This window comes from Gardnerella sp. Marseille-Q9691, assembly GCF_046507715.1.
GTDB classification, from domain to species: Bacteria; Actinomycetota; Actinomycetes; order Actinomycetales; family Bifidobacteriaceae; genus Bifidobacterium; species Bifidobacterium greenwoodii.
In genome coordinates, this window is record NZ_JBKFXI010000002.1 from 172,475 (window position 1) to 198,658 (window position 26,184).

Consider the following 26,184-nt stretch of genomic DNA (forward strand, 5'->3'; position numbering starts at 1 on the left):
GTTCAAGTTTTATACCCACAAATGCTGCGAATTTTTGATAAATTTTCTGTTTTTGTGTTAAATAGGCGAAATATTTACGACTTTGATATGGATTTTGTGTAAAAGTTACAAGACACGCCGTAACCAGAATTTTTTAATACTTTTCTCAGGTTTCTTTAAGGTTTGCTTTATTGCGAAAGAATCGCGCGCTTTTAATGCAGACTGCCCACACTCACGCATTGTCTGTATTCACGCAGTTTGCTGCATTCACATATTCTCTGCACTCACGCAGTTTGCTGCATAATTCGCACGGAGTGATTTACAGGCCCGTGGCCGCACACATGCCCATGCACATAGCCACACTCACTTCCGCGCCCAACGTGCAGCTCTTCCCCGGCCGCAATCGCCTCTCGAAGCCACGCAGTCGACCATTCAAGCGCGCGCATCACAGTATCGTGATCGCTTAAACTCTTACCCTGGCGCAAAGCCAGCCCAATTTTCGTGGCCAACGCAGAAGAAAGCGCGCACCCAGTTCCGTGAGTCGTGCTTGTTTCAACGCGCTTGCTTGGAACGTGCCGCGCATCACCATCCGGAAAAACCGCAGTATTTCCAACGTCTTCGCCAGTTAAGTGACCACCTTTTACAATCACAACAACGCTATTTTTTGCAGCCAACTTACACGCCTGATTGCAAGCTTCCTCAAAGTTTTCCGCAACGCTCGACTCGCTCAAAGCCGCCAATTCCGGCACGTTTGGAGTTACAACATCAACGCAGCTTATAAAGTTTCGCATCGCATTTTCGGCACTCTCCTCAAGCAGGCGCTTGCCGGAAGTCGATATCATCACTGGATCTAGCACGCTTACAGGAACCGGATTATCACGCATCCAATCGCGCATAGCCTCAATATATTCAGCGCAGCCAAGCATACCGATTTTTAGCGCGTCAACCGTAACATCGTCATACACGCACGAAAGTTGAGTGCGGAAAAAGCTGACCGGCGGCGTAAACACTTCGCGCACTTCGCACGTGTTTTGTGCAACCAAATTAGTTGGTATGCACATGCCGTAGCCGCCCGCAGCCATGATTGATTTAAGATCCGCCTGTATTCCGGCTCCGCCTGTTGGGTCTGTGCCAGCCACGCTTAAAACGCGCGGGATGATTGGATTTGATTGCTGAATAGGCGATTGCGCATGCTGTTTGCTTGATACTAGCGTCATACTTTTATTATATTGCGTCGCGCACATTTATGCCCAAGCAGATTATTACGCTCGCGCTATAAGCGCTCAGGCAGGTCGTCGCGCACGCAGAACACAAACTGCGCGAGTGTCCAAAGAACAGGATTATGAGACCCTAACGCAGAAAGCGTACTGCGCGAGTGTCCCAAAACAAGCAAAATCAGACCCTAACGCAGAACGCATACTGCACCAGTGTCCCAAAACAAGCAAAATCAGACACTCACGCAGAAATCGTACTGCGCGAGTGTCCGAAAAATGGCCATCGAGCGCAAAAGGGGACTTACATACCACTCAAGTAGCGCTCGCTTATTCATCACATCCTAGGCCACTTGAACTTTGACTTGAGTTTGAAGAACGACTTGCCGCAGCGCAGCAGTTCCGCAGAAGCGTCGCAATGCTTGCTGTCGGTTAACGCGCCGAATCCGTTGCCGCTAAGCACCGATGCCAACCATCCGCGCCTTCCGAACGCGCCGGAGGCCAAGAACAGCGCCAACAGCACGCCGAACAAGAAGCTGAACCATATTGCAGCCTGACCGCCGCTGTAAGGCAGCGCAACCGGACGCACTAAGTATCCGAAGCTAAAGTATCCGACTAAGTGGCCTCTGCTACCATTTTCACCAAAGCCGTCGCTCTCATTGCTGGACTTATCTTTTGCGTGTCCATACAAAGCGTATTCAACTCCACTGCCGTCAGTTTTTAGCTTCTTGAACGCCTCAGCATCTACAGAGCCATCATTGCCCATTATTGACGTGCAGCTATTAAAATCAGTTGCGCCGCCAAGCTTCTTGACTTTGCATGCAACCAAATTAAGGTTGCTGAGATCGCCAAATCTGTCGTAATCGTCGTGGACATCCGCAAACAGAGTCTTTCCACTCTCCTTGCTTTGAGACTTCGAAACTTTTCCGTCCTTGTATTCCACAGGATTACCCTTAACCGTGAGATTAGCGTAGTCCTTCTCTTCCATTGTTACAACATAAGGATTATTAGCACTCGTGTGACCACTTAGAAGCGATCCTCCAGTTGCTGCAACAGTTGGCTTCTCGTTATCTACAGGAATCAGATACACAGGCATTACAAATTCGTAATTGGCATCGTTATTCCAGCCGCCGTCTTTACCTCGCGTTTTATGAGTATCACCAACCCAGCTATCGCCATATGTCATAATAATCGATAAGCCATTATCTGGATTCTTAAGAATCTTATGGCCGATTAAGCTACTGTTGATTGCGCCAGACCTACCCCATGCGCCAATCCTAGCGAAGTTGGTAAGCGAAAGACCAGTATTACTACTCTCAGACGTTACGCCAGAGCTATTAGGAATAGAATATCCACCGCCGGTACCGCCCTTTGAAATCATATCTATGACGTTTACATACCAAGTTTCTTTAGCAGCACCACCATTGTCGTTATCAGCGCCGTTAGCACCAGACCTATGGTCTTCAGATGGATTATACGTATAGAAGTGCGTACTCCCATCAAAGCTGAAGCCGTTTCGATTGTGCTCGCCATCAACCTTATCGCTACCTCTTACTTCTGGAAGCAAGGATGGCTGGCAATCAGCAAACGCCCAATCACTTCCATCAACATAGTTTCCACACTCGTTTTCTGGGTGCAAAGTACTGTTACGCTTAAGCTTCAACGCAGATTGCAAATCATTAAGCGTAAAGTTGCGCTTAGTTGAAGCATTGTACAGATACAGAAGAGACTTCTTATCTTGCGAAAGAACAAATCCTGGATCATACGGACGACCATCTACGCGCAGAGCCTTATCGCCCTTAGTTTCGTCGAAGCTAGTAGGCGCATCAGATAAGTAGTCTGCAGCACCGTTACTATCACCACCATGCTCACTATCTACGTTTTGAGGTGCACGCAATCGCACAAATCGCGTAATCTTATTTTCTCTCGGATTTGGCACAAGTACGCGGCTTCTCCAGCCTCGAGTCATAACAGCAACGTCTTGTATCTTTCCTACTTGACGATCACCATAGCCAGGAAGATTCAAAGGCTTATGGTCATCGTCCATAGCATTATAGTCATACTTCCTAAAAGTCACCATAGTTCTACCAGGATCTAGCCTTGGATCCTCATTCGTAACGATTTCGCTATCGTTTTGAAGCCAAATTCCCTTCTTTGGTTCGCCCGCAAAGTTGTTTTCGCTGCGCAAATCCATTCGTATTGCGCGCTCCTCGTGACCACTTAGAAGCATCGGGTGTATTTGCACTATTTGACGCTTCATAGTAACACCGAAGTACACGCAGTCGGACGGCTTCTTCAAACCAGACCAGTTGTCTGCGCTCCAGTAATCCGGACGGCATACTTCGCTAGGCTTTTCTTTTGCGTAAGCCATTGGCAGCACGTCAAGAGTATCTTCTGAACTAGCGTCGTCTTTGTAGGAGTTTTTATCTTTTGCAGCGCGACCTTTTGCATTTTTACCTTTTGCAGCACGCGTATTTCCGCTGTTTCTGCTATTTCCGCCGCTTCGATTACTTCCGCCGCTTCTTGCAGTCTTATTTCCGTCCCTATTAGGCGAATCATCGGAAAGATCTTCAGGGCTTCTAACACCAGGCATATACGTCCATGGGCCAACTTCAAGACGGCTGCGTGCTCGAACCACGCTTCCTGGAGCTAGGTAACCACTAGGGAATGTTATAACAGCATTACTCTTATCATCTTGATTAAGCGTTACTTCATTCGGCTTGGAAGTACCAGCGCATACACTCCACGATTTATCCCAGCACACGGAAATTGTTTTACCAATGCTGGTTTCTACGTCAGGCTCATTTGAACTTGTAGCAGATCCAAAAAGACCATTAACAGCAACAGGCTTTTCAAGCTCTGAAGCAGGGTGATAGTAAACTACCATTCTTTTAGCTCCATAGCCTGATTTAACTACAACTTTATAATCGCGATTTTGTGAAGAACCATCTTTGCTGAGCCAGCTATCATACTTTGCAAATTCATCACTTTTACCATCGTACGCAACAACAGATGGTTTCACCATGTCTGTCCACGTAGCCTTAAAGCATCCAACAACAGTTTTTGCACTTTGCTTTCCAGCACTATCCGTAGTTTCAGCATACATTGTAAATACAGTTTGCTTATTTACACTTGGATTGTCTAAATCTGTGCTTCTGTATTTTTCAACAAACCTTCTAAGCAAATGTTTATTCGTAACGCCGTTACTAACAAACTTCAGCATTGGACTAGAAGTTTTACCACTAGAATCCTGAATATTATTCGCTTGAATATACACATTCAGATTATTAACCAGCACTTTACTGTTTATACTATTCGGGTATAAAGTAACGTATTTCCTATTAAAACCACGGCCTTGCACCCACTTGCGATCACCTTTGCCTGGTTCGTACTCATTGAAATCATCGTCTAGCTTTAACGCTGAAGGCAAATTAATCGTAGCCTTATCAGCTTCATACCAAGCTTTCGTATTCTTTTCATAAATTTTCTTATCAAGAGTAATAACATCATCATCAATCGTACTGCAGTTATTCACATCACCATTAATCATGCATCTTCCGTGAATATCCCACGGCTTACCGTCCCACTCCTGATAACTCTTCGCACTAATCGTCGGCTTCTCATTATCAACCGGCATAAACCACACGTTTATAACGTTCGTTGTGTTATCTGGCGTCTTACCAGGATCACGAAGCATAAGATCGTTCGTAACCTGACCATTATTCACATAAAGTTGCGCATGCATAAACGGCCTGTTATTTGCGTATCCCTCAGGCTTCGAAGTACCCTCACCGTACGCGTCGTAGTCGTTCATAGTGTCAACATCAATATTCTTAGTTATAATGTCGCCAATATTTTCGCCATCCGCTTGACCGTTCAGATCTTCACCGCCAGGCATAAGGAAGTCCTTGTGAATAGCATATTCACTAACATACTTATCTTCACCAGCATGCTGACTACCCTTATTTTCAATAAGCCTATCTGTAATATGTACTTCACTTCCGTTCTTCATATTTACAGAAGCATTGTAAGAGAATGAAGAACGATCCATAATAAATTCTTTAGGCGTGTACTTAACTAAATTAAGCTTATTTCGCCACTGGCACGTACCTTCTTGCGCAACACCGTTATGAGAAGCAATAGATGCAGCACATGTACCATCGTGCACAGCGTAACCTAATCCATTATCGACTGCCATAGGGTACGAACCATTCCATGCGTCAAATTGCCTATTATCCGCCGCGCTCATAGGAGTTAGAGAAGGCTGCGGATTATTTTCATCTTTCGTATTGATACTAGGCGTACCTTTTACAAGCTTTAGCACATCCTGAAGGTTTAACGGCTTACCATTGCCGCCCTTGCGATATGAGTTTATGTTCCACTTGTACACAAAGTATTGCGTGCCAAACTTCTGATTTCCATGCAAGCCGTTTTGCGGCCCGTCAAATCCAGGGTCATTTCGCCCGTCAACACTTTTCTTGTTGTTGTCTACTAATCCCCACGTATAGTCCTTACGCATATCAACGAAGCGCGTCACCTTATGGTCAATCGGGTTAAGCGTAGTCTCGTCATCAGCTTCCAACTTTTTGAAAGAAAGCTTCTTTTCGGCATACTTCTTTTCGGAAATTTCTCCTAGCTTGCCAATACCAGTAACACCACCTAAGCACAGCTTCCACTGCTGATCCGTCTTCGACTGGCATGAGTATTGATGCTTATTCTCACCATAAGCATACTTTGCTGTAGTTTTTGCAGGATTAAAACCGTTATCGTATTGGTCATAAGTATCGTACTTATTTTCACCTTTAACGCCAATTTCTTCCTTGCGGTAGCCGAAGATTCGCTCGTTCCGCTTATCATGCCTCATCCAAGAAAGCATTGCCACGATTTCGTTATTATTAAGCTCAAACGGGTTCACTTGCACTAAGCCGTTTGGCCACGCAATATCGAGCGGAAGCGGGTCGGACTCTTCGTAATCCTGAAGATTGCCTGGCTCCATAAGCTTCCAAAGTTTATCTTGACGCCAATCTGGATTATTTTCCGGCACAGAGTAAGTGTCTACGTAAATTCTGGAACCAATTTCCGCAAAGTATTCCGGAATCGTAATATTTCCAGTTACAGGATCAAAAGTTATTTCGCACCTGTCGCCGCCGTTAGCTGTGCAACCCTTGATATGGTCTCCAAGATTTGCTGTAATAATGCGCTTACTAAATTCTTCACGCCATTGATCGTTATTCATTCCAACAGAACGATCTTCGCCTTCAGCATCTCGATCCTGACCCTTAGATTCTTCCGACTTAGCATCTTTAGAATCTTCAGCGTTCTTGGAGTCATTTTTATCGGAAGACTTGCTATCTTTACTGCCTTTGTCATCCTTGCTTGCGCTACCATTTTCGGACGTTTTAGCAGCATCACTCTGCTTGCTACCGTTATTTACTTCAGATTTTTGTGTATTTTCTTTCTTAGAAGAATCGCTTTCGTTTAGAACTGCAAGCTTTACGCTACCGCGCCTTCCCGGAACATTGCGCTTCTTAGCGTTCTTCTTAGCGTTCTTCTTAGTCACTTTAGTAATCTTCAAAGAAGCAGGCTTGTTGCTAGTTTGAGACTTATTAGTCTGCTGCTCCTGCTGCTTATTTTCTGACTTCTGCGACTTCTGCTGCTGACCTTGTTCCTGCTTACCCTGCTGATTTTGGGTAGAGTTCTCCCCAGGTTTAGCATTTTCAGTCTTTTCGTTATCAGCTTTAGCCTTGTTGTCAACTTTCGCCTTATCGCCAGCTTTATTCTTATCGTCAGCTTTAGATTTATCTTTATCCTTGCCATCAGCCGACTTGCCATCAGCTGCCTTATCGCCAGCCGCGTCTCTGTCCTCTAAAGCAGACCTATCTTCAGCAGACCTATCCTCAGCAGCCCTAGACCCATCCGGTCTTGCAGCATCATTATTGTGGTTATACGTATTAACCTGATGCCAAAGATCAGTCTTCTTATTACCGTCTCGCTGAACAACAATGCCGTAGCAGCTGCCATCATTCGGGCACATCGTAAAGTAGTTATGATCCTTCTTAGGAGCTTCCTTACCGCGCGCCCAAATGCGTACCATAATCGAACGCACGCGCTTATCTTCATCCCAAGGATTCACTCGCCCAACATAATGCCCATTCGGCTTCTTATCCCACCAAACGTTTGGCAAACCGTAACCAGGAGATACAATAATCAGCCTAAGTTTCTTTATTACGGAATTACCTGCAGCATCCCAACCGTGGAATATTAAATCATGCACACCGTGATTTCTATTCTGATCGCCCACTAATACTGTAGGAGAACCCTCATCTTTAGAATTATTGCTGTTAATAACCCATCCAACTTGATCCGTCGGACTATCAGATTCACCATTTTTATGAATGAACTGATCGTAGCTTATAGTAGTAAAATCGCCGCAACCACGATTATCACAATCATTCTTCTTATCACGATTAGTCGTAATCATATCGAAATCATTGCGCACAACGACTTTTTTACCATCAAAGAATCTCTTATTTTTATTGTTAGTAAAGTATTCAGTAGCTTCCTTCGGCTTCACACCAAGCAAAATCCTCTTATCGTCATGACCTTTAACCCAGAACTTAATTTTGCTATTAACAGGAATCTTCAAACCATCAGCTGGAACATCAACAGGATCCCCATTATTCACGCTCACTTTTACATCCAACGTTGGCTTCTCGTAATCAACGTACGGGAATACAACAGGTATAACAGTAGTCGAATTATCCCAGAACGTAATCTTTACGTACTTTACAAACACGTAATTTGGCAAAACTTTAGGATCCTTGCCATCCTGCAACTGAGCACTATACTTGTTTCGCATCCAGTTTCTGTAAATACGCTTGATTTTAGCCAAGACTTTCGTCTGCAATTCTTGCTTTACAGGATCGCCCGGCTTCAACTCCTTACCGTCATCACCAGTCTTAGGAGCGTTACTTACAAACCAAACATTACGCTTAGTAGCATTTTGCGCTTTAGGCCAGCATTCAGGCATGCTGTCTTCACGATCCTCACCCATAGCTGCACGATCGTTGTTTGCAGCGGAAGCATCGTCACTATCTACGGATCTAAATTGAATAGAAGACCTAGACTGACCGGTAATTTTATCCTTGTATTCGTCAAGAATCTTAGAATGGCCGCAAGGATTTACAACGCTGACAATAGGCACTTTAGCAGCAACGCTTAAATCAGCATCCTGAAGAGTATTCGAGCGAGGCTCATCACCCCACTTATCCGTCCACTCAGCTTTATAAACAGCAAGATTCTTAAGAGGAGTATTAGAATCTCCATCCGGATTACTAGTCAAATAGCTCGCATCAAGCGGATAATCGTTTGCCTTTGAACCCTTCTTCTGTTTTATGGAACCATACCTATGCCTTGTACCATACTCATCCTTATTAACAGGCGGGAACAAGTTAGGGTCGAAAGCCATTACCTGCTTATACAAGTCGGAACGTTTACCAACAAAATTCACAAATCCAGCATTATTATCACGATCATCAATAATAAGAGGATTAGGAAGCGGCTGATCGTAAGAATAATACTTAGGAGTCTTGTTATTTTCGTCATATTCCTCAGTTTGCAAAGGCTTAAACACGTCTGCTTGCGTAATAACCCTATACCACAAATCCTGAGTTTCGCTCATATGATACGTTCTATCGTTATATCTAAGCTCAAGCTTATGCCTTCCAGGAGTTGAATCCTTCGTATTATGGTCGTTCATACCAGGATTACGGAACCACTGATTGCCTCTAGCATAGCCGTTATTTGGAGAATAATAATCAGGCAATAAGCGTATATCTTCACTCTCGTTCATAAGACTTGAAGATCCCAAAGGCTGATTTACTATTCCAAGTAACACACTAGAGAATGAAATAAGCCTGTTCCTAAGATAATTACCGCTGTCACTGTTGTACGGTCCCAAACCAGTACCCTTAAGGAAGTGGTATCTAGGAGCCTGAATATCCATAATTCGCGGCGCACCATACCACTGCTGATGCATTACAGTGTACATGTAAAGGTTAGCGTCACGACCAAAATTAGTCATGGAATATTTACTGGCTTTAGTAACACCAAACGGATCAGTAGCACCATAAAAACCTTTGCTCTGTCTCTTACCGTAGTAAGATCCTGCAGCGTAGAAGAATGAAAAGTTTTCACAACCCGTGCCATCGCCCTTGTTAGCAGTGCAATATGCGTCGTTTTTATTCGTAGAAGTTGTAGTAGTGAAGTGAATCTTATACGTATAAGCAATTTCGCCAGGCTTAATATTGTTCACAAAACTAAATACGCGCTGCGTGTCATCTTTTATAGATCTATAAAGATTTTGCACAAGAGCAACATAAGCAGGACTATAACCTCTGCTATAGCTTCCTTCAACTTTAGGAACAACTCTAAGATCGCCTTCATCCAAAGCACCATAGCTACTGGATCTAATGCAGTCCAAACCTGTGCCATCACGGCACCAACCAATAGCTTCAGTACTACCCAAATCCTCAGTTGTTACAGCATCCGGAAGAATCCTAGAATAATTGCCATTCTTACTGTCGTCAGTGCCACGCATCTTATTCCAAGCTGCAACTAAATCGTCTCCAGTATCAAAATCGTTACCGTCAGTTTTAATGCTGCATAAACCGTTAGGATTATCCCAAGAAAATGAGCAAGTTTCGCGAGGAGGATTATTGTTGCCTTGCTTCTTCTTATACAAAGCAGTAGCTTCCCTGCCACTGTAAAGAACACGCTGAATATACTGCCTTCCGCCTTCACTACCCTTGTCTAGGATCTGACCTTTTGGAATCGTAAAGTAATCAAGAGCAGCACCAGCGCCTTGAGTACGGCCGCCAGCGTTAAAAATAACATCCCACACGAAGCCGCCGCCGGAAAGCTTAGGAGTACGCTTTACAAACACGAAATCTGCAGTGTCATCTATAGGCAAGTTAATTCTGTCGACGCCGGAACCCTTATAATTAAAGGCCATGTTGCGTAAACGGCCCATAATAAAAGTGCCCTTAGGGTATGGAGTGAAGTAAGTTGCGCCGTAATGATCCGTGCCGGAAGGATCTTCAGGCACAGGACCGTTCTCGTAGTGGCCGCGAGGTCTCGTTGCTGCACTAGCAAATTGGTCACCCGATTCCAAGTTGTATCCAAGACTATTAACATCCAAATCGTGGCCGTTAGTGGCGCGCAAACCAGCTCCGTCGCCGTCAGTAGTAATACATGCACCTAAAGCGTAATCCTTGTTGCATCCAGGGCGATACACTTCGTAAGATTCACGAGCTGTGTAATTCTTAGCGTCGCGGTTTTGTGCTTGGGCTTGAGCTTCTTTGGCAGCGCGCTCAAGAGGTGACATGTTTTGAGAAGCGTAATTTGAATCTGCGCTTGCAAAGCTTAAATCTTGCGCGAACGGATTGCTTTCGTTTACAAATACTCGATGATTGCCGAAACTCTGTAATGAGGAAAGGTCAGAGGACGCGTATGAAGACGAGGAGAACGATTGATAGGATGCAGAGGCGGTGGAATTAGCGGAATTGGCGGAATTAGAAACCGACTCAGAACCAGAATCAGAATCTGGACTTGCGGAAGTATTTACGGAAGTATTTGCGGAAGGCTTGTTAGCAGCTTTGTTAGAAGCCTCGTTAGCAGTATTAGCGGAAGTCTCAGAAGATGAATTAGCACCATCCGCCGCAACCGCAGTTTCAGCAGTCAAGCAAACAGGCAGCCACATAGCCACAGAAATAGCGCACACCAGCACTGTCTTAAGCGCACTAGGGAAAGCGCTAACGAGCGCACGATACACATGCTGATCCGCGCGCTTAGCCGCACGAACAGCCGCACGAGTTGCGCACTGGGTCAACTGACCTATGCGAACAAGAACGTTTAGCATAATCGTCCAAATACTCTTCATAATTCCACCTGTTTTACATTGTTTTACGCGCTTTACGTAGCCTCTCGGCAACGTAAGTTTGTTTTTAAGTTTTGATATTAAGTTTTGATATTAAGTTTTGTTGTTAAGCTTTAGTTTTTAAGTTTTAGTATTCAGTTTTAGTATTCAGTTTTGTTGCTATACGCAATCGCTTATAAACCGAGAATGTTTATAAGCCAGTCGAACGTCTTTTCGCCGTGACTGCCCCTCTTACGTTTCTTACGCGAGCTAGACTTTTTGACCTTCGGCCTCTTTTTTGGCCGATTCGCAATCGCCCTAGCTTCCTCGCGCGCAAGATTTTCTCTGCGTACAGCGCTAGTTGCAGCGCTAGTTACTGCGCTACTTGCGTTATCTTTCGCGCTATCTTTCGCGCTACTTGCAGCGCTATCCTCTTCCCTATCTTTCGCGCTATCTTCTTCGTCTTCCTTCTTTTTCTTCTTAACCGGCAGACCAGCCCACCAAACGTAGCCGCCCACCACGCACAAGCTACCAAAGCAGCCCAAAACCCACCACGGGAATCGCGGCACATCCGGCTTCTTACCACGAAGCGCCTTATCTGCCGCAGGCGTTGGCACAACTCGCTCACCAGTCACCAAAATGCGCTGCGTGTTAATGCCGAGCGGCGTGCAAGTAATAAGCGTCACCAAATCCTTGCCAGGAACAGCCGCAATCTTCTTCGTCTCGTCCGGGTTCACAACGATTTTGTCAACTACCTTGTAGGTAAGAATCTCGTCAAAAACCTCAATCGTAAAAGTGTCACCCTTCCCGATTTCGTCAAGACGCGTGAACATTTCCGCACTAGCAAGACCGCGGTGACCCGTTATAACCGAGCGCGTGCCCTTGCCGCCAACCGGAAGCGAAGTTCCACGCAAATGACCAAGACCCTTTAGAAGAGTGGCATCTTCCGTACCGTGATAAACCGGCAAATCAAGATCAATCTTCTTAATACGAAGACGAGCCATAAGGCCATCATCGTTAGCCTTTAACTGCTCCCAGTAGTCTTGACTAGCATCCGACGTTTCGCCATGCGAAGTTGGAATATTCGTATTCGCTTCGTAAATAGCGCCCGACGAAAGCTTTTTATTGTACTCGCGAGCGCGCGCCAACTGCTCGTGCGGAGCAGGAACCGCATGCGTAATAAGCTTCGCGTACTCAGCCGCAACCTCCGACATGTGATACTGACTCAGCCACATGGCGGCATGCGGATAAATAAGCGACGCAAACGACGCAAGCAACAGCAAAGCGGGGATTATACAGGACTTAGAGAAGTGCCAGTTTTTTGCGTTGTTGCGCGAGTTTGGGTGGTTTTCTTTTCTCACGATTTTGTTTTCGACATTCTTGAGTTTTGGCTATGAATTTTGACTGGCGTTTGGCTGGCAGGTTTCTGGAGTGGCTGTGTGAGATAGGAATTACTTATCTCGCAGCGCTCCGCTCTTATACCTTATTTGGACTTAGCGGTTGCGTAGTTGAGTTTAGTTTTTTTACTTACTTTTTCTGCAAAAATAGTATTTATCAACAAGATTATTACTATCGTTCCGCTTTTATATTGCTCGACAAGCAATTCCTATCTCCCACTATTAGTAAAACCGCTAGTGTTTTGTTGTGTGGTAGGAGTGCTTGGTGTGGTGTGTGCAGCAGCATAAATGCTAGTGTCCGCTGATCAACAGGAATCAACGTTTGCAGAAGCATTACTGCAAAGCTTCAGGAACAGCGTCTGCAGAGCATTGGTGCAAAGCTTCGGAAACATTTGACGGAGATTTCCGGCGTTTGAGCTCCGACCTGCTTCCGCGCATATTCATCACGGCATAGCCGTTCGGCTGATTTAACATGTGAAGCATGGTGTGCTTTAAATGCCAAATCATGCTTTGACGGAGCTTGAAATCCCATTGATTTCAAGCTCCGTCAAAGCGCGCGAGCATCCCTCATTCAGTGCGAAAACCTCAAATCTCTACCACGCGAATATCCACACAACTGAATAACTGCACAACTAATCCGCTCAAACCGGTTGCATAGCTTGTTTCGAAACCAAACTGCGCAACCGGCAGAGCAAATCAGCTGAACAATCGTTCAAAACACTCAGCCAACGATCGAGTTTTACTCCTGTTCCTGCTCCTTGCGACGCTTCATCACGATGTAGAAGAGCGTGCCAGCGATGCCAACAATGCCGCAAACTGTCAAAATCACCAATCCGCGAGCACCGGTCATAGGCAGCGCGCTGAGGATCTTGTCCAAGCCAGTGGCCTTCTTGTTAGGCACTTCCAACTTGTTACTAGTTGCTGAATCTGTTGCGGAATTAGCTTTCAAAGCCAAGCAGTGAGGAGTGGTATCGAGCAAGTAGCCGGTAGGAGCTTCAGTTTCCACTGCACAGTAAAGCTTGGTAGTTCCCTTTGCTTCTTCGCTCTTCTTGTAAACGAACAAGTCTATAGAATCAGTACCGTGGAGTGTCTTTTCTGTTTGACCTTCAGTTACCTTCTTATCCTTGGTTTCCAATCCATTAGTAACAGCAGAGCTTGTTATTGTTGGAGCATCACCAGTTTGAGGCTTCTCGCCCTTAAAGGTGTAGGTCTTATTATCGTCAGATCCGGAAATGTCTACACTCTTAATGTCAGTAGCTGCGTACGAGCCATTCTTCTTAGTTCCAGTGATTTCGAACACCTTGAACTTTGCACCGTTCAAAGGAAGATGAGTCTTGCCTTGATCCGCTTGCTCAACGAACTTGTTAACAGTGAGAGTGCCGAAGTAAGCGGTATCTTGAGGATTGTGATCGTCACCGCATGGAGGCGTCGTATCGCCAGGTTTACATGGGTTCTCAGTGTCGTCACCGCTGCCGGTCTTGTTGTCGTCAACGAATGTGTTAGCTACGTTAGCAAAATCTTGAACCGTAGTGTCTTTCTTGAACTTTGTAACAAGCTCAACAATAAGCGTTGCGGTTTTATTTGTTTCCTTCTTAACTGCGTTGTAAGCAGCAAGAGCCTTTGCCAGACCGGTATCTTCACCGTCACCACTCGTCAAAGTGAACTTAACTACATCAGTTTTAGTCGTTGAATCAACCGTGTAATACTTGGTGTCACCATTAAGTTCTACATCTTGACTGTCAGCAACCTTCTTACCATCTTCACCAAGCGTCACAATCGTTGCGCTCTTGATTTTTTCGTAAACTAAGCCCTTTGTAAGCTTATCCACAAAGCCAATCTTCTCATACTTTTTTCCATCCTTTGGAGCGGAAATAGGCACGGAAATCTTCCACGTAATGGTAGTGTGGCCATTAGCGTCTCCTGGAACAAAATCTTTACGATTCAGCTCCTCAACTTCCTTCTTTGGACGGTTCTTACTCACGTCATTCTTTGGATACACATTTACGTTGTAAATCCAAGACTTTGTAACGTCCGTGGCCTTCGGGTTTGGAAGTGGGGTTGTTACGAAGAATGGAGCTACCGGATTCTTAACGGACACTGCGGTGCAGGTTGGAGTGTTCTCACCTTGCTTAGTTTCGCACGTCTTAGCGTTGGAAATATCCGTTTCTTCAACGTAGTACAAGCCCATTGGAAGTGTGGGAAGTGTGCAAGAACCTGTTGCATCGGTTTTGCATGTAGCTCCACCCTTCTTATCAACGCCAGTACCATCATCGGTATACTTCACAAACTCTGGATTGTTACCATTCACAAAATCGGAAGCAACTTTCTTGCCAGATTCTGCGGTTTCAACCAACTTGTCGAGGTCTTTAATCTTCGTCCAGCCAGCAGCCGTAGAAAGATCAATTTCTTCTGCAGGATTACCAGCCTTCTTCAATCGCCAAATAGTAAACACAACATCCTTAACTGGCAATTTGCCACTAATAGTCTGCTCAGTACCGTCGGAGCGAGTGCTTGTTGCTGGTCCTTCGTACTTATGAAGGGTTATAGAAGTTTTATTATTTTGCTTAGTGTCAATGTTAGCGGTGTTGACCTTATTTGAATCTTCACCACCAGCAGCCCAGGCAATGGAGCCTGCAACGCAGCACGTTCCGAGTGTGCAGGTCGCGGCTAATACGGCAACAGCGCGTTTTAACTTTAAAGTCTTTAGACGCATATTCCCTCTCTTCAATAAATCAATTAATCGTCTTATTCTCTTTATTTAGACTCAAAAAGGCCGATCGTAGACCAAACAAAAAAGATTATAATGTTGTAACAACTGCATCAACGCAGACGCACGACTGTAAACACACGATGCGAATGCAGAATACAACTTCAACCTTCATCATTCAGCTATTTTTCGCAATTGTGCGATAACGCTCAACCATGAGTAAATACAATAATAGCTGATAATTAGACGAAAAATAACGTGAAGTATAACATAGTCAAATGTTTATATTTCTGAGCATCTACCCCCCCCCCCGGTACAAAAATCGTTAAAAATCAATGGGTTTGGGGGTGACAAATTACTAGCTCAGTCGCTTTTTGCGCGTTTTTATTTTTTTCTCAAAACCAAATAACGGCGTGTCGCATTAGAGTATCGAGAAGCAGCACAGTGCGCTTCTCGATACACTAATGCGGTAGCGACGACTCAATGCTGAAAGCACGGTGTGCTTTCAACGCAAGCGAGGTCTGCCTTCGTCAATAAAGACGAAGGCAGGGCAGGTTAGTATGGCTGTGCTTTAGAAACTAGGTTGTGCTTTACGCTCAAGCGCGCACACGATTGTGCTTTCTTTATATTCATAACAAAAATTCAACCTGTCGGAATTTCCGACAGGTTCGTTTGGAAGGCACAAGGAAAGTTGATCGCTAAATCACAGTGCTAAAACACGTCAACGCGCATTCGGCACAAACTCAATCCTGCAAGTCGCATTCAAAGCATTTGCAATACGATTCAAAAGAGCAATAGTCGGATTCCTCGAACCATTTTCCAACCTGCTAATATCCGACTGACTTATACCAGTCTTCTCCGACAGCTCAGCCTGAGTCAAACCAGCCTTTTTCCTAGCCATCACAAGCGACATAGTCAAATCTCTTTCCGGCTGAAGAGCATCATACTCTTTCTTGAATTCAGGATCCTTAATAAGCTCGTCCGTAAGTTCATGTAAATCATTCATTCGCATTCCCTGCCCTACTTGCGTTCCCTGCAACTCTTGCTTTTTCATCACAAGCCTATCTTTCTATTAAAATATTCAGCCCTTCTCTGCATAGCTACCAATATCTCACTACGCGGAGTTTTCTGCTGCTTTTTAACAAATCCGTTGGTGGCAACAATAATTTTATTAGCATCAAAAAAGTATAAAATACGCACTATGTTGCTACCTAAAATAGTGCGAAGTTCAAAAATATGGTTGCCAACATGCTTACTAAGCGGCTCCCTCGCATCGTTTCCCAACATCTCCAAACGATGCAAATCCGAAACCACCTTCGCACGCAACTTAACATCCAAACTTTTAATAAACTCACGTACTGGCTTATCACCATCCTTATCACTGTAAAAAATCACATCAAACAATTCCCCAACCCCCTGTTTATGTTATATATAGCATAATCGCTTGTATACATCTTGTCAAAACAAGCAACCATACGTTACTAACGCAGTCGCCAATCTGCACGCATGTCCCAAAACAACCAAAATCAGCCACTAACGCAGAACACACGCGTTCTCTAATTTGCAGTAATTAAAAAGACGATAGATTTTTATTTCTACCGTCTTGCTTAAAGCTCATACAACTATCTACTTTGTTCTCTGTGTATTAAATTTTCAAATTCTTATTGTTTAACATTCCAGCAAACATTGTATGATACATATCCTTCGACGATTCTTCTATCCTGGTAATACTTGATATTTTATTTCCTGCATCCTTTGATGATGCTCCACAAAGATAAAAGGCCTCATTTTCTGCCCCAAAGTCTATTGCAATATATCTATCATGGTATTTTTTATCAGCTATCTTCAAATTCAAATCTATATTAGGATAGTCTTTTCTAAAATCATCTAAAATATTTTTCGTAAGCATATCTTTATTTCTTACATTATCGCTAAAAACTATGATTTGCATGTTATCTCTTGCAGCCCTTAAGAGTTCCAATGTTTTAAGCCCTATATAATTATCTATAACATAGATGCTTTTCTTTGCTGACTTATATATTTTTGTATAGGCAACATCTGCTTCTATCTTATCTCCATTCAGCAAAAGAAAATGCTTGTAGGTGTTACTATCTATAAAATTATCCATTACCTTTTTCAGATCTTCTTTTGTTGCAAAGGTGCTAATTTTATCATTTATATTTGCTATTTCTTTTGAATGCTGCATTATGTAATTTGTATTTTGACTTGTTTGCAATAACAGTTGCGCCATTTCTTTTGAGCTAAGAAAGTCTCTATTTTCAATAATGAAATCTTTCATCTGCTTAAACATTCGTATTAAAGCCTTACTTTGCTTAACTGCCAGCTCTCCCCTTAATACAGTCATAAGCATATAGATACCCTGTTCTGTAAAGGCGTAGGGCTTGTATTTAATATTACTGCCTCTACCTTGCGCTTTGTTTAAGGTCGCAAAATGCGACCTTGAAAGTTCAGATACTTGCCCATCGTTCAAGGTGCCAAAATGGTACCTTGAAAGTTCAGATACTTCCTCATCGGTTAATTGGAACATAAAATCGTCATCAAATTTTTCAATATTCCTTTTGACCTGTCTATTAAACATTTTTGTCTCATAACCATAAATTTCAGCTAAATCCGAATCAAGCATAACTTTTTGATTTCTTATATAGTAGATCTTACTTTTAATCGTAGTTTCATCTATTATCACAATCTCTTTATTCTCTTCTGCCATAATGCCCCCAACATTATCTAAATATCTTTTCCAATCCGCCACGCACTGCGTAACTTTTACTGCGTAACTTTTTTAAATCAACTGCGCCAGTAACAAATAAACAACATCGTGCGTAGATTTATTAGTCTTTGAGCTGAATTAATAGGTATGATGCATCGATGCTCTTGTTCAGCGCTTGAAACCATGCTGATAGTACTAGTATTTGCTGCAATCATACGACTGAGGTTATTCGACTTGACAATAATTTCGCAATCAGATTAACGCATTGTGGATAAAAGGTATTGAGCGCACGAAAAAGGTATTGAACGCACGAAAATAAGTAGTTACGTAAGATTACGCAAGAGACACGCGCGCAGAACACCAACTGCGCCAGTAACAAAAAGGAGCTTCAAGCCCGAAAGCTTGAAGCCCCAATTTATATCAGATTATCGCAATCACTCAGCTTCGTCGCCATAATCGCCCTGACCGCCTTGATCATCAAGGAAGTCATCTGGATTAAAGTCGTCACCGAGCTTCATGTCGCCAAAATCAATGTTGGAGAAGTCAACATCGCCCATATCGCTCTCACCGAAGTTCGAAGGCGTGCTATCCGCACCACCCAAACCGAAGTTAGGGTAAATGGAGTCGCGCACCTGAGGATCCGGCTCAACGTTAGCGTTGCGATAACGCGCCAAACCGGTACCAGCTGGGATGAGCTTACCGATAATAACGTTCTCCTTCAAGCCCTTAAGGTCATCTTCCTTCTGGCTCAAGGCGGCCTCAGTAAGCACGCGCGTAGTCTCCTGGAAGGATGCGGCAGAAAGCCAAGAATCCGTAGCCAAAGAAGCCTTGGTAATACCCATAAGCTCTGGTCGACCAGCAGCAGGCTTGCCACCGTTCTTAACAGCAGCCAAGTTTGCCTCGCGGAACTTTGCCTGATCCACAAGCTCACCAGGAAGAAGCTCAGTGTCACCAGAATCAATCACCGTAATACGGCGAAGCATCTGGTGCACAATAACTTCAATGTGCTTGTCGTGAATATCAACGCCCTGAGAACGGTAAACGTTGTGAACTTCTTCCACAATATTCACCTGAGCCGCACGAGGACCAAGGATTCGAAGAATCTTCTTAGGATCCACAGAGCCTTCAATCAGCTGCGTACCAACGTCAACATGCTCGCCATCCTTTACAAGCATTGGCGCACGACGCGTCACAGGGTAAACGATTGGCTCAACAGTAGTGTCGTCTGGAGTCAAAGTCACCTGACGGCCGTGGTCGGTATCCTCAACCTTCACAACGCCTGGGAACTCAGCGATTGGAGCCTCACCCTTAGGAGTACGAGCCTCGAAAAGCTCCGTAACACGAGGAAGACCCTGCGTAATATCGGAAGCCGAAGCAACACCACCAGAGTGGAAGGAACGAAGCGTAAGCTGCGTACCAGGCTCACCAATGGACTGTGCTGCCACAATACCAACAGCCTCGCCAACATCCACGAGTCGGCTCGTAGCCAAGGACCAGCCGTAGCACTTTGCGCAAACGCCGCGCTTAGATTCGCAAGTAAGCACAGAACGCGCCTTAACTTCCTCAACGCCATGCGCAACCAAATCACGCAAAACGTCCATAGAAAGCGCATCTCCACACTTTGCCAAAACTGTTGTGCCGTCGGCAGGATCGAGAACATCTGCAGCAAGCAAGCGCGAGTATGGACCACCGTCAGCAGCCTTAACAAGCGTCAAATTGCCGTTTTCGTCGCGATCAGCAATCTTCATCATAAGACCGCGCTTAGTGCCGCAATCTTCTTCACGCACGATTACTTCCTGCGAAACGTCCACAAGACGACGAGTCAAGTAGCCAGATTCTGCCGTACGAAGTGCGGTATCTGCCAGACCCTTACGAGCGCCGTGCTGGGAGATGAAGTACTCCAACACGGACAGACCATCGCGGTAGTTTGACTTAACAGGTCGAGGAATAATCTCACCCTTAGGATTTGCCACGAGGCCTCGCATACCAGCAATCTGGCGAATCTGCATCCAGTTACCACGTGCGCCAGACTGAACCATGATGTTCACGTTGTTGTCGTCGTGGAAGTTTTCGCGCATTGCGTCTGCAACCTTATCGGTGCATTCAGTCCACAAGTTGATCAACTCTTGACGACGCTCTTCATCGGTAAGAAGACCCATGTCGTACTGGGAGTTGATTTTTGCAGCCTGATCCTCGTAATCTTGCGCGATTTGCTCGCGGTTTGGAGGAAGCACAATGTCGGAGAATGCCATTGTTACGCCAGACCATGGAGCGCGAGTAAAGCCGAGATCCTTCAAAGCGTCGAGTGTTGCAGCAACTTGAGCTGTAGAATAGCGGGTTGCGATTTCGTCGACGATCTTAGAAAGCACGCCCTTCGGCACCTGCTCGTTTACGAACGGATAGTCGACTGGCAAAGTTCCGTTGAACAAAATGCGTCCGCAAGAAGTTGCAAACAGTACAGTTCCGTCCTTAAAACGCTCTTCGCGCACAACGTCTGGGCTGCCTGGCTCAGGATCAACAACCTTAAGCTCGGAAGGCTCCCAATTCTTTGGCAATACGAAGTCTGAAGGAACGCGAATCAGCACCTTAGCTTGCATGTCAATCTCATGCTTGTCGAGAGCCATTTCAGCTTCAGCAAGCGAGGAGAAGACTCGGCCTTGACCCTTGGCTCCCTCAATTACGGTAGACAAGTAGTAAAGACCCAAAATCATATCCTGAGAAGGCATTGTAACGGTGTGACCGTCTGCTGGCTTCAAGATATTGTCGGAAGCCATCATCAAAGTGCGCGCTTCAGCCTGAGCTTCTGCAGAAAGCGGAAGATGCACTGCCATCTGGTCACCATCGAAGTCTGCGTTGAATGCTGCGCAGGCAAGTGGTGGCAGGTGGATTGCTTTACCTTCAACCAAAATTGGCTCGAATGCCTGAATACCCAAGCGGTGAAGTGTAGGTGCGCGGTTAAGAAGCACAGGATGCTCGGAAATAACTTCCTCGAGCACGCCCCAAACTTCGGAGTCGCCGCGGTCAACCAAACGCTTTGCGCTCTTCATATTCTGAGCGAAGCCCTGATCTACCAAACGCTTAATAACGAACGGCTTGAAAAGCTCCAATGCCATTGGCTTTGGCAAACCGCACTGATGCATGCGAAGGCTTGGACCAACGACGATTACGGAACGGCCGGAATAATCAACACGCTTACCGAGCAAGTTCTGGCGGAATCGGCCTTGCTTACCCTTAAGCATGTCGGAAAGCGACTTTAATGGTCGGTTGGATGCGCCAGTTACTGGGCGGCCGCGGCGACCGTTGTCGAAGAGCGAGTCGACTGCTTCCTGAAGCATGCGCTTTTCGTTATTAAGCATGATTTCAGGAGCGCCGAGCTCAATAAGTCGCTTCAAACGGTTGTTACGGTTGATTACGCGACGGTACAAATCGTTCAAATCGGAAGTTGCGAAACGACCACCATCAAGCTGAACCATTGGTCGCAAATCTGGTGGGATTACTGGAATTACGTCCAAAACCATAGCTTCTGGCTTGTTTCCAGTAGTCAAGAATGCGTTTACAACCTTCAGTCGCTTCAAAGCGCGAGCCTTGCGCTGACCGGTTCCATTGTCGATTTCTGCGCGAAGCTCTTCTGCGGCAGACTTCAAATCGAAGTCCTGCAAACGCTTCTTAATAGCTTCAGCACCCATGCAGCCTTCGAAGTAGTCGCCGTAGCGATCTTCCATCTCGCGCCACAAGTCAACGTCGCCTTCCATGTCTCCTGCACGCAAGCCCTTGAAGCGGTCAAACACGGCGTTCAAACGTTGAATCTGCTCATCGTAGCGAGTGCGAATAGCAGACATTTCGCGTTCTGCACTAGCGCGCAACTTAGATTTTGCAGCACCCTTACCGTCGCCAGATTCTTCCAGCTCGTGCAAGTCTTCTTCAACTTTCTTTGCGCGCGCTTCGATTTCGTTATCGCGACGCTTGCGAAGATTGCCGATTTCAGTATCGAATTCGTCTTGCAAATCTGGAAGATCTTGATGACGCTGCTCTTCGTCGACTTTCGTAACCATGTAGGCTGCGAAGTAGATTACTTTTTCAAGATCCTTAGGTGCAATGTCGAGCAAGTAGCCCAAACGGCTTGGCACACCTTTGAAGAACCAAATGTGTGTTACCGGAGCTGCAAGCTCAATATGACCCATGCGTTCGCGGCGAACGCGGCTGCGGGTAACTTCTACACCGCATCGCTCGCACACGATTCCCTTAAAGCGCACGCGCTTATACTTGCCGCACGCGCACTCCCAGTCGCGAGTTGGACCGAAGATCTGCTCACCGAACAGACCGTCCTTCTCTGGCTTTAGGGTACGGTAATTAATGGTTTCTGGCTTCTTTACTTCGCCGTGGCTCCAGCTACGGATATCTTCGGCGGTGGCCAGTCCAATCCTCAGTTTGTCAAATGCGTTGACGTCCAGCACTCTTATCGTCCTGTCTCATGAAATTGTTTTCTAATGTTTCTTAATTTCTTAAAGTGTGTTCGTTACCGAATCGGTTACCGAATCACTGGTATTCAGGTTCAACAGCAATCTGGTCTTCCTTGGCGGACGAATCTGGTCGAGCGCCAATATTGAAGCCAAGATCGTCGGAAGATGAAACTGGGTCGTCCTCTTCATCCTTCATGTCGATTGCAACGCCTTCAGCGTTCAACACTTCAACATTAAGGGAAAGCGACTGCATTTCCTTAAGCAACACCTTGAAGGATTCAGGAATGCCTGCTGGTGGGAGGTTATCGCCCTTAACAATAGCGCCATACACTCGCACGCGACCGTCGACGTCATCAGACTTCGTGGTCATCATTTCGTGCAATGTGTAAGCAGCACCGTAAGCCTCGAGCGCCCACACTTCCATTTCGCCGAAGCGCTGGCCGCCGAACTGAGCCTTACCACCCAACGGCTGCTGGGTAATCATGGAGTAAGGACCAGTGGAACGAGCGTGAATCTTATCATCAACCAAGTGATGCAGCTTCAAAATGTACATGTAGCCCACAGAAATCGGCTTCGGGAATGGCTCGCCAGTGCGACCGTCGAACAAAGTTGCTTTGCCGTCTGAGCCAACAAGCTTTTCACCATCGCGATTTGCGAGCGTTGTAGAAAGCAAGCCCTTCAAAGTTTCTGGGCGAACGCCGTCGAATACTGGGGTTGCAACTGGAGTGCATGGATCGCCATGCTCAGCGCCCTGCGGCACGTACTTCTTCCAAGCAGCCTCAAGATCTGGATCCAAGTTAATATCCCAGCCAGCGTGAGCAATCCAACCCAAGTGAAGCTCGAGCACCTGGCCCAAGTTCATTCGAGAAGGCACGCCCAACGGGTTAAGCATGATGTCAACTGGAGTACCATCAGCCAAGAATGGCATATCTTCTTCTGGCAAAATGCGGGAAATAACACCCTTGTTGCCGTGGCGGCCGGAAAGCTTATCGCCTTGCGTAATCTTACGATGCTGAGCGATGTAGACGCGAATCATTTGGTTCACGCCGTTTGGAAGCTCGTCACCGTCGTCTTCAGCGTCTTCGCGAGTGATTTCCTTAACTGCAATCACAGTACCGGTTTCGCCGTGTGGCACGCGCAAAGAAGTATCGCGCACTTCGCGGCTCTTTTCGCCGAAGATTGCACGAAGCAAACGCTCTTCTGGAGTAAGCTCGGTTTCGCCCTTAGGAGTTACCTTACCAACCAAAATGTCGCCGGCTTCAACCTCTGCACCGATGCGAATAATGCCGCGCTCGTCGAGATTTGCAATCGCATCTTCGCCAACGTTTGGAAGATCGCGAGTAATCTCTTCGGAACCAAGCTTGGTTTCGCGAGCATCGATTTCGTATTCTTCAATATGAATGGAAGAAAGCGTATCGTCTTGCACAAGACGCTGGGAAATAATCACAGCATCCTCGTAGTTGTAACCATTCCAAGGCATGAATGCAACGAGCAAGTTCTTACCCAATGCAAGTTCACCCTTTTCGGTTGCAGGACCATCTGCCAAAACAGTACCAGCTTCAACGCGTTCGCCATCTTTAATAAGTGGCACCTGGTTGTAGCAAGTAGTTTGGTTAGAACGCTGGAACTTAGAAAGCTTGTAGCTGGACTGAGTTCCATCGTCGTTCATAACGCGAATAATATCTGCAGAAACGTAGGTTACAACACCTGGCTTTTCTGCCAAAATTACGTCGCCAGAATCAACTGCTGCACGCCATTCAGAGCCGGTACCAACAAGTGGTCGCTCGGACTTAATAAGCGGCACAGCCTGACGCTGCATGTTCGTACCCATCAAAGCACGGTGGCCTTCGTCGTGCTCCAAGAATGGAATCAAGGAAGCGCCGAGGGAAACCATCTGGCGTGGGGAAACGTCCATGTAATCTACAGTGCTTACAGGCACATCGACTGCTTCTTCTTCGTCCACGCGGGCAAGTGCCTGAGTGCCAACGAAGTTGCCGTTTTCGTCGAGTTCCTGGTTTGCCTGAGCAATAACGTGCTCAGCTTCGCGGTCTGCAGTCATGTATTCGACTTCGTTAGTTACGTGACCGTTAACAACCTTGCGGTATGGGGTTTCGATGAAGCCGAATGGGTTGATGCGTCCGAAGGTTGCCAAAGAACCGATAAGACCGATGTTTGGACCTTCTGGGGATTCGATTGGGCACATACGTCCGAAGTGGGATGGGTGCACGTCTCGAACTTCCATGGAAGCGCGATCGCGAGAAAGACCACCAGGGCCGAGTGCGGAAAGACGACGCTTGTTCGTAACGCCTGCCAATGGATTGTTTTGATCCATAAACTGGCTGAGCTGGGAAGTTCCGAAGAATTCCTTAATAGTTGCGTTTACTGGACGAATGTTAATCAAGGACTGTGGAGTAATTGCTTCCGCATCCTGAGTTGTCATACGTTCGCGCACAACGCGCTCCATGCGGCTTAAGCCGGTACGAAGCTGATTCTGCACAAGCTCGCCAACCTGACGAATACGACGGTTGCCGAAATGATCAATATCGTCAACGTCAACACGCAACTGCACGTCTTGACCATCGCGCTTACCTGGGAAGGTTTTTTCGCCTGCGTGTAAGGTTACCAAATACTTGATAGTGGCGATAATATCTTCGCGGTTCAAGCTGCGATCACTGTAGTCTGCTTCGAGACCAAGCTTGCGGTTGATCTTATAGCGACCAACGCGAGCCAAATCGTAACGCTTTGTGTTGAAGTAGAAGGAATCGAGAAGATTGCGGCCAGCTTCTGGAGTTGCAGTGTCAGCCGGGCGAATCTTACGATACAAGTCGGTAAGTGCATCGTCTTGAGTATCGATAGGCTCTTTTGCGAGCGCATCCAAAACAAGAGGATATCCTTGGAAAGCTTCGGCAATTTCGTCTTTCGTCATGCCGATTGCCATAAGGAATACGATTGCGGACTGCTTGCGCTTGCGGTCTACGCGAACGCCTAAAACGTCGCGCTTGTCGATCTCAAATTCCAACCATGCACCGCGGCTTGGGATAATTTTCGCACCGAAAACATCCTTGTCGGAAGTGCGATCTTGCGCACGGTCGAAGTACACGCCTGGGGAGCGCACAAGCTGAGAAACGATTACTCGCTCGGTTCCGCCAATAATGAAGGTGCCGTGAGGAGTTTGAAGTGGGAAATCACCCATGAAAACAGTCTGGCTCTTAATTTCGCCAGTTTCGCCGTTTTCAAACTCAGCGTTCACATAAAGTGGTGCGGAATAGGTGTAATCCTTTTCCTTGCACTCAAGCACAGTGTGGCGTGGTTCTTCAAAGTATGGGTCGGAGAATGTGAGGCTCATTGTCTCAGCAAAGTTCTCGATTGGGGAAATCTCCTGGAAGACTTCGTCAAGACCGGAAACATGAGGCACGGTGTGAGTTCCGTTTGCCTCGTCTTCAGCGACGCGCTTCTTCCAGCGCTCAGAGCCGATCAACCAATCAAAGCTGTCGGTTTGCACGCCGAGGAGGTATGGCACATCAATAGGCTCACAAATGGAGCCAAAATTCACACGATCTGACGCTTTGTGCAGTTTAATATCATGCTCGTCAGCACGTGCGATGACTTTCGTGGTGCTCGTCATAGCTTGTTCAGCAGCCAATGGACGTTCCTTTATCACTCGCTAGTTAATATCAATATTTGAAAACTGAAGAAAATCGCGGCAAATTTGGTGCTTATTTAAGCATATTTTGATTCGCGGGCGCCTTCTTCGGTTCCATGAGCATGCCCGCTATATGACACACC

The 26,184-nt window shown here is 46.0% G+C and carries 10 protein-coding genes; all 10 read right to left on the reverse strand.

Features of this window, described 5'->3' with window-relative positions:
• Positions 1-263: 263 nt before the first annotated feature.
• Entirely contained in the window at positions 264-1,196 is a 933-nt protein-coding gene (gene thiD / locus ACLD6A_RS04280; RefSeq protein WP_410313695.1) for a bifunctional hydroxymethylpyrimidine kinase/phosphomethylpyrimidine kinase, read from the reverse strand.
• 331 nt (positions 1,197-1,527) lie between these two features.
• The gene (locus ACLD6A_RS04285) at positions 1,528-11,130 is read right to left on the reverse strand and encodes a hypothetical protein (protein WP_410313696.1); all 9,603 of its coding nucleotides are present in this window, start codon (positions 11,128-11,130) and stop codon (positions 1,528-1,530) included.
• A gap of 170 nt (positions 11,131-11,300) precedes the next feature.
• Positions 11,301-12,467 (reverse strand): class C sortase, encoded by a 1,167-nt coding sequence (locus ACLD6A_RS04290; RefSeq protein WP_375169073.1) that lies wholly within the window; start codon positions 12,465-12,467, stop codon positions 11,301-11,303.
• A 369-nt stretch (positions 12,468-12,836) separates the two neighbouring features.
• The gene (locus ACLD6A_RS04295) at positions 12,837-13,010 is read right to left on the reverse strand and encodes a hypothetical protein (RefSeq protein WP_375169074.1); all 174 of its coding nucleotides are present in this window, start codon (positions 13,008-13,010) and stop codon (positions 12,837-12,839) included.
• A gap of 232 nt (positions 13,011-13,242) precedes the next feature.
• A complete protein-coding gene (locus ACLD6A_RS04300) occupies positions 13,243-15,216 on the reverse strand; it encodes a SpaH/EbpB family LPXTG-anchored major pilin (RefSeq protein ID WP_410313697.1) in 1,974 nt (657 codons plus the stop codon).
• A gap of 715 nt (positions 15,217-15,931) precedes the next feature.
• Entirely contained in the window at positions 15,932-16,264 is a 333-nt protein-coding gene (locus ACLD6A_RS04305; protein WP_004134392.1) for a helix-turn-helix domain-containing protein, read from the reverse strand.
• Positions 16,264-16,605 (reverse strand): type II toxin-antitoxin system RelE/ParE family toxin, encoded by a 342-nt coding sequence (locus tag ACLD6A_RS04310; RefSeq protein WP_004134390.1) that lies wholly within the window; start codon positions 16,603-16,605, stop codon positions 16,264-16,266. The genes ACLD6A_RS04305 and ACLD6A_RS04310 overlap by 1 nt, the downstream gene beginning before the upstream one ends.
• 250 nt (positions 16,606-16,855) lie before the next feature.
• Positions 16,856-17,938 (reverse strand): ORF6N domain-containing protein, encoded by a 1,083-nt coding sequence (locus ACLD6A_RS04315; protein ID WP_410313698.1) that lies wholly within the window; start codon positions 17,936-17,938, stop codon positions 16,856-16,858.
• A gap of 434 nt (positions 17,939-18,372) precedes the next feature.
• Positions 18,373-22,392, reverse strand: coding sequence for a DNA-directed RNA polymerase subunit beta' (locus ACLD6A_RS04320; RefSeq protein ID WP_410313699.1), 4,020 nt, complete (start codon positions 22,390-22,392; stop codon positions 18,373-18,375).
• Positions 22,393-22,474: 82 nt separating this feature from the next.
• Positions 22,475-26,023, reverse strand: a complete 3,549-nt coding sequence (rpoB, locus tag ACLD6A_RS04325) for a DNA-directed RNA polymerase subunit beta (protein WP_032841565.1) — start codon at positions 26,021-26,023, stop codon at positions 22,475-22,477.
• Between the last annotated feature and the right edge of the window lie 161 nt (positions 26,024-26,184).

What these genes read in the sequence shown, in the direction of transcription:
- ACLD6A_RS04295 (WP_375169074.1), bottom strand. Translation starts at nt 13,010, where the DNA reads ATGATTTGGCATTTAAAGCACACCATGCTTCACATGTTAAATCAGCCG.
- rpoB (WP_032841565.1), bottom strand. Translation starts at nt 26,023, where the DNA reads ATGACGAGCACCACGAAAGTCATCGCACGTGCTGACGAGCATGATATT.
- ACLD6A_RS04305 (WP_004134392.1), bottom strand. Translation starts at nt 16,264, where the DNA reads ATGAAAAAGCAAGAGTTGCAGGGAACGCAAGTAGGGCAGGGAATGCGA.
- ACLD6A_RS04285 (WP_410313696.1), bottom strand. Translation starts at nt 11,130, where the DNA reads ATGAAGAGTATTTGGACGATTATGCTAAACGTTCTTGTTCGCATAGGT.
- ACLD6A_RS04300 (WP_410313697.1), bottom strand. Translation starts at nt 15,216, where the DNA reads ATGCGTCTAAAGACTTTAAAGTTAAAACGCGCTGTTGCCGTATTAGCC.
- thiD (WP_410313695.1), bottom strand. Translation starts at nt 1,196, where the DNA reads ATGACGCTAGTATCAAGCAAACAGCATGCGCAATCGCCTATTCAGCAA.
- ACLD6A_RS04315 (WP_410313698.1), bottom strand. Translation starts at nt 17,938, where the DNA reads ATGGCAGAAGAGAATAAAGAGATTGTGATAATAGATGAAACTACGATT.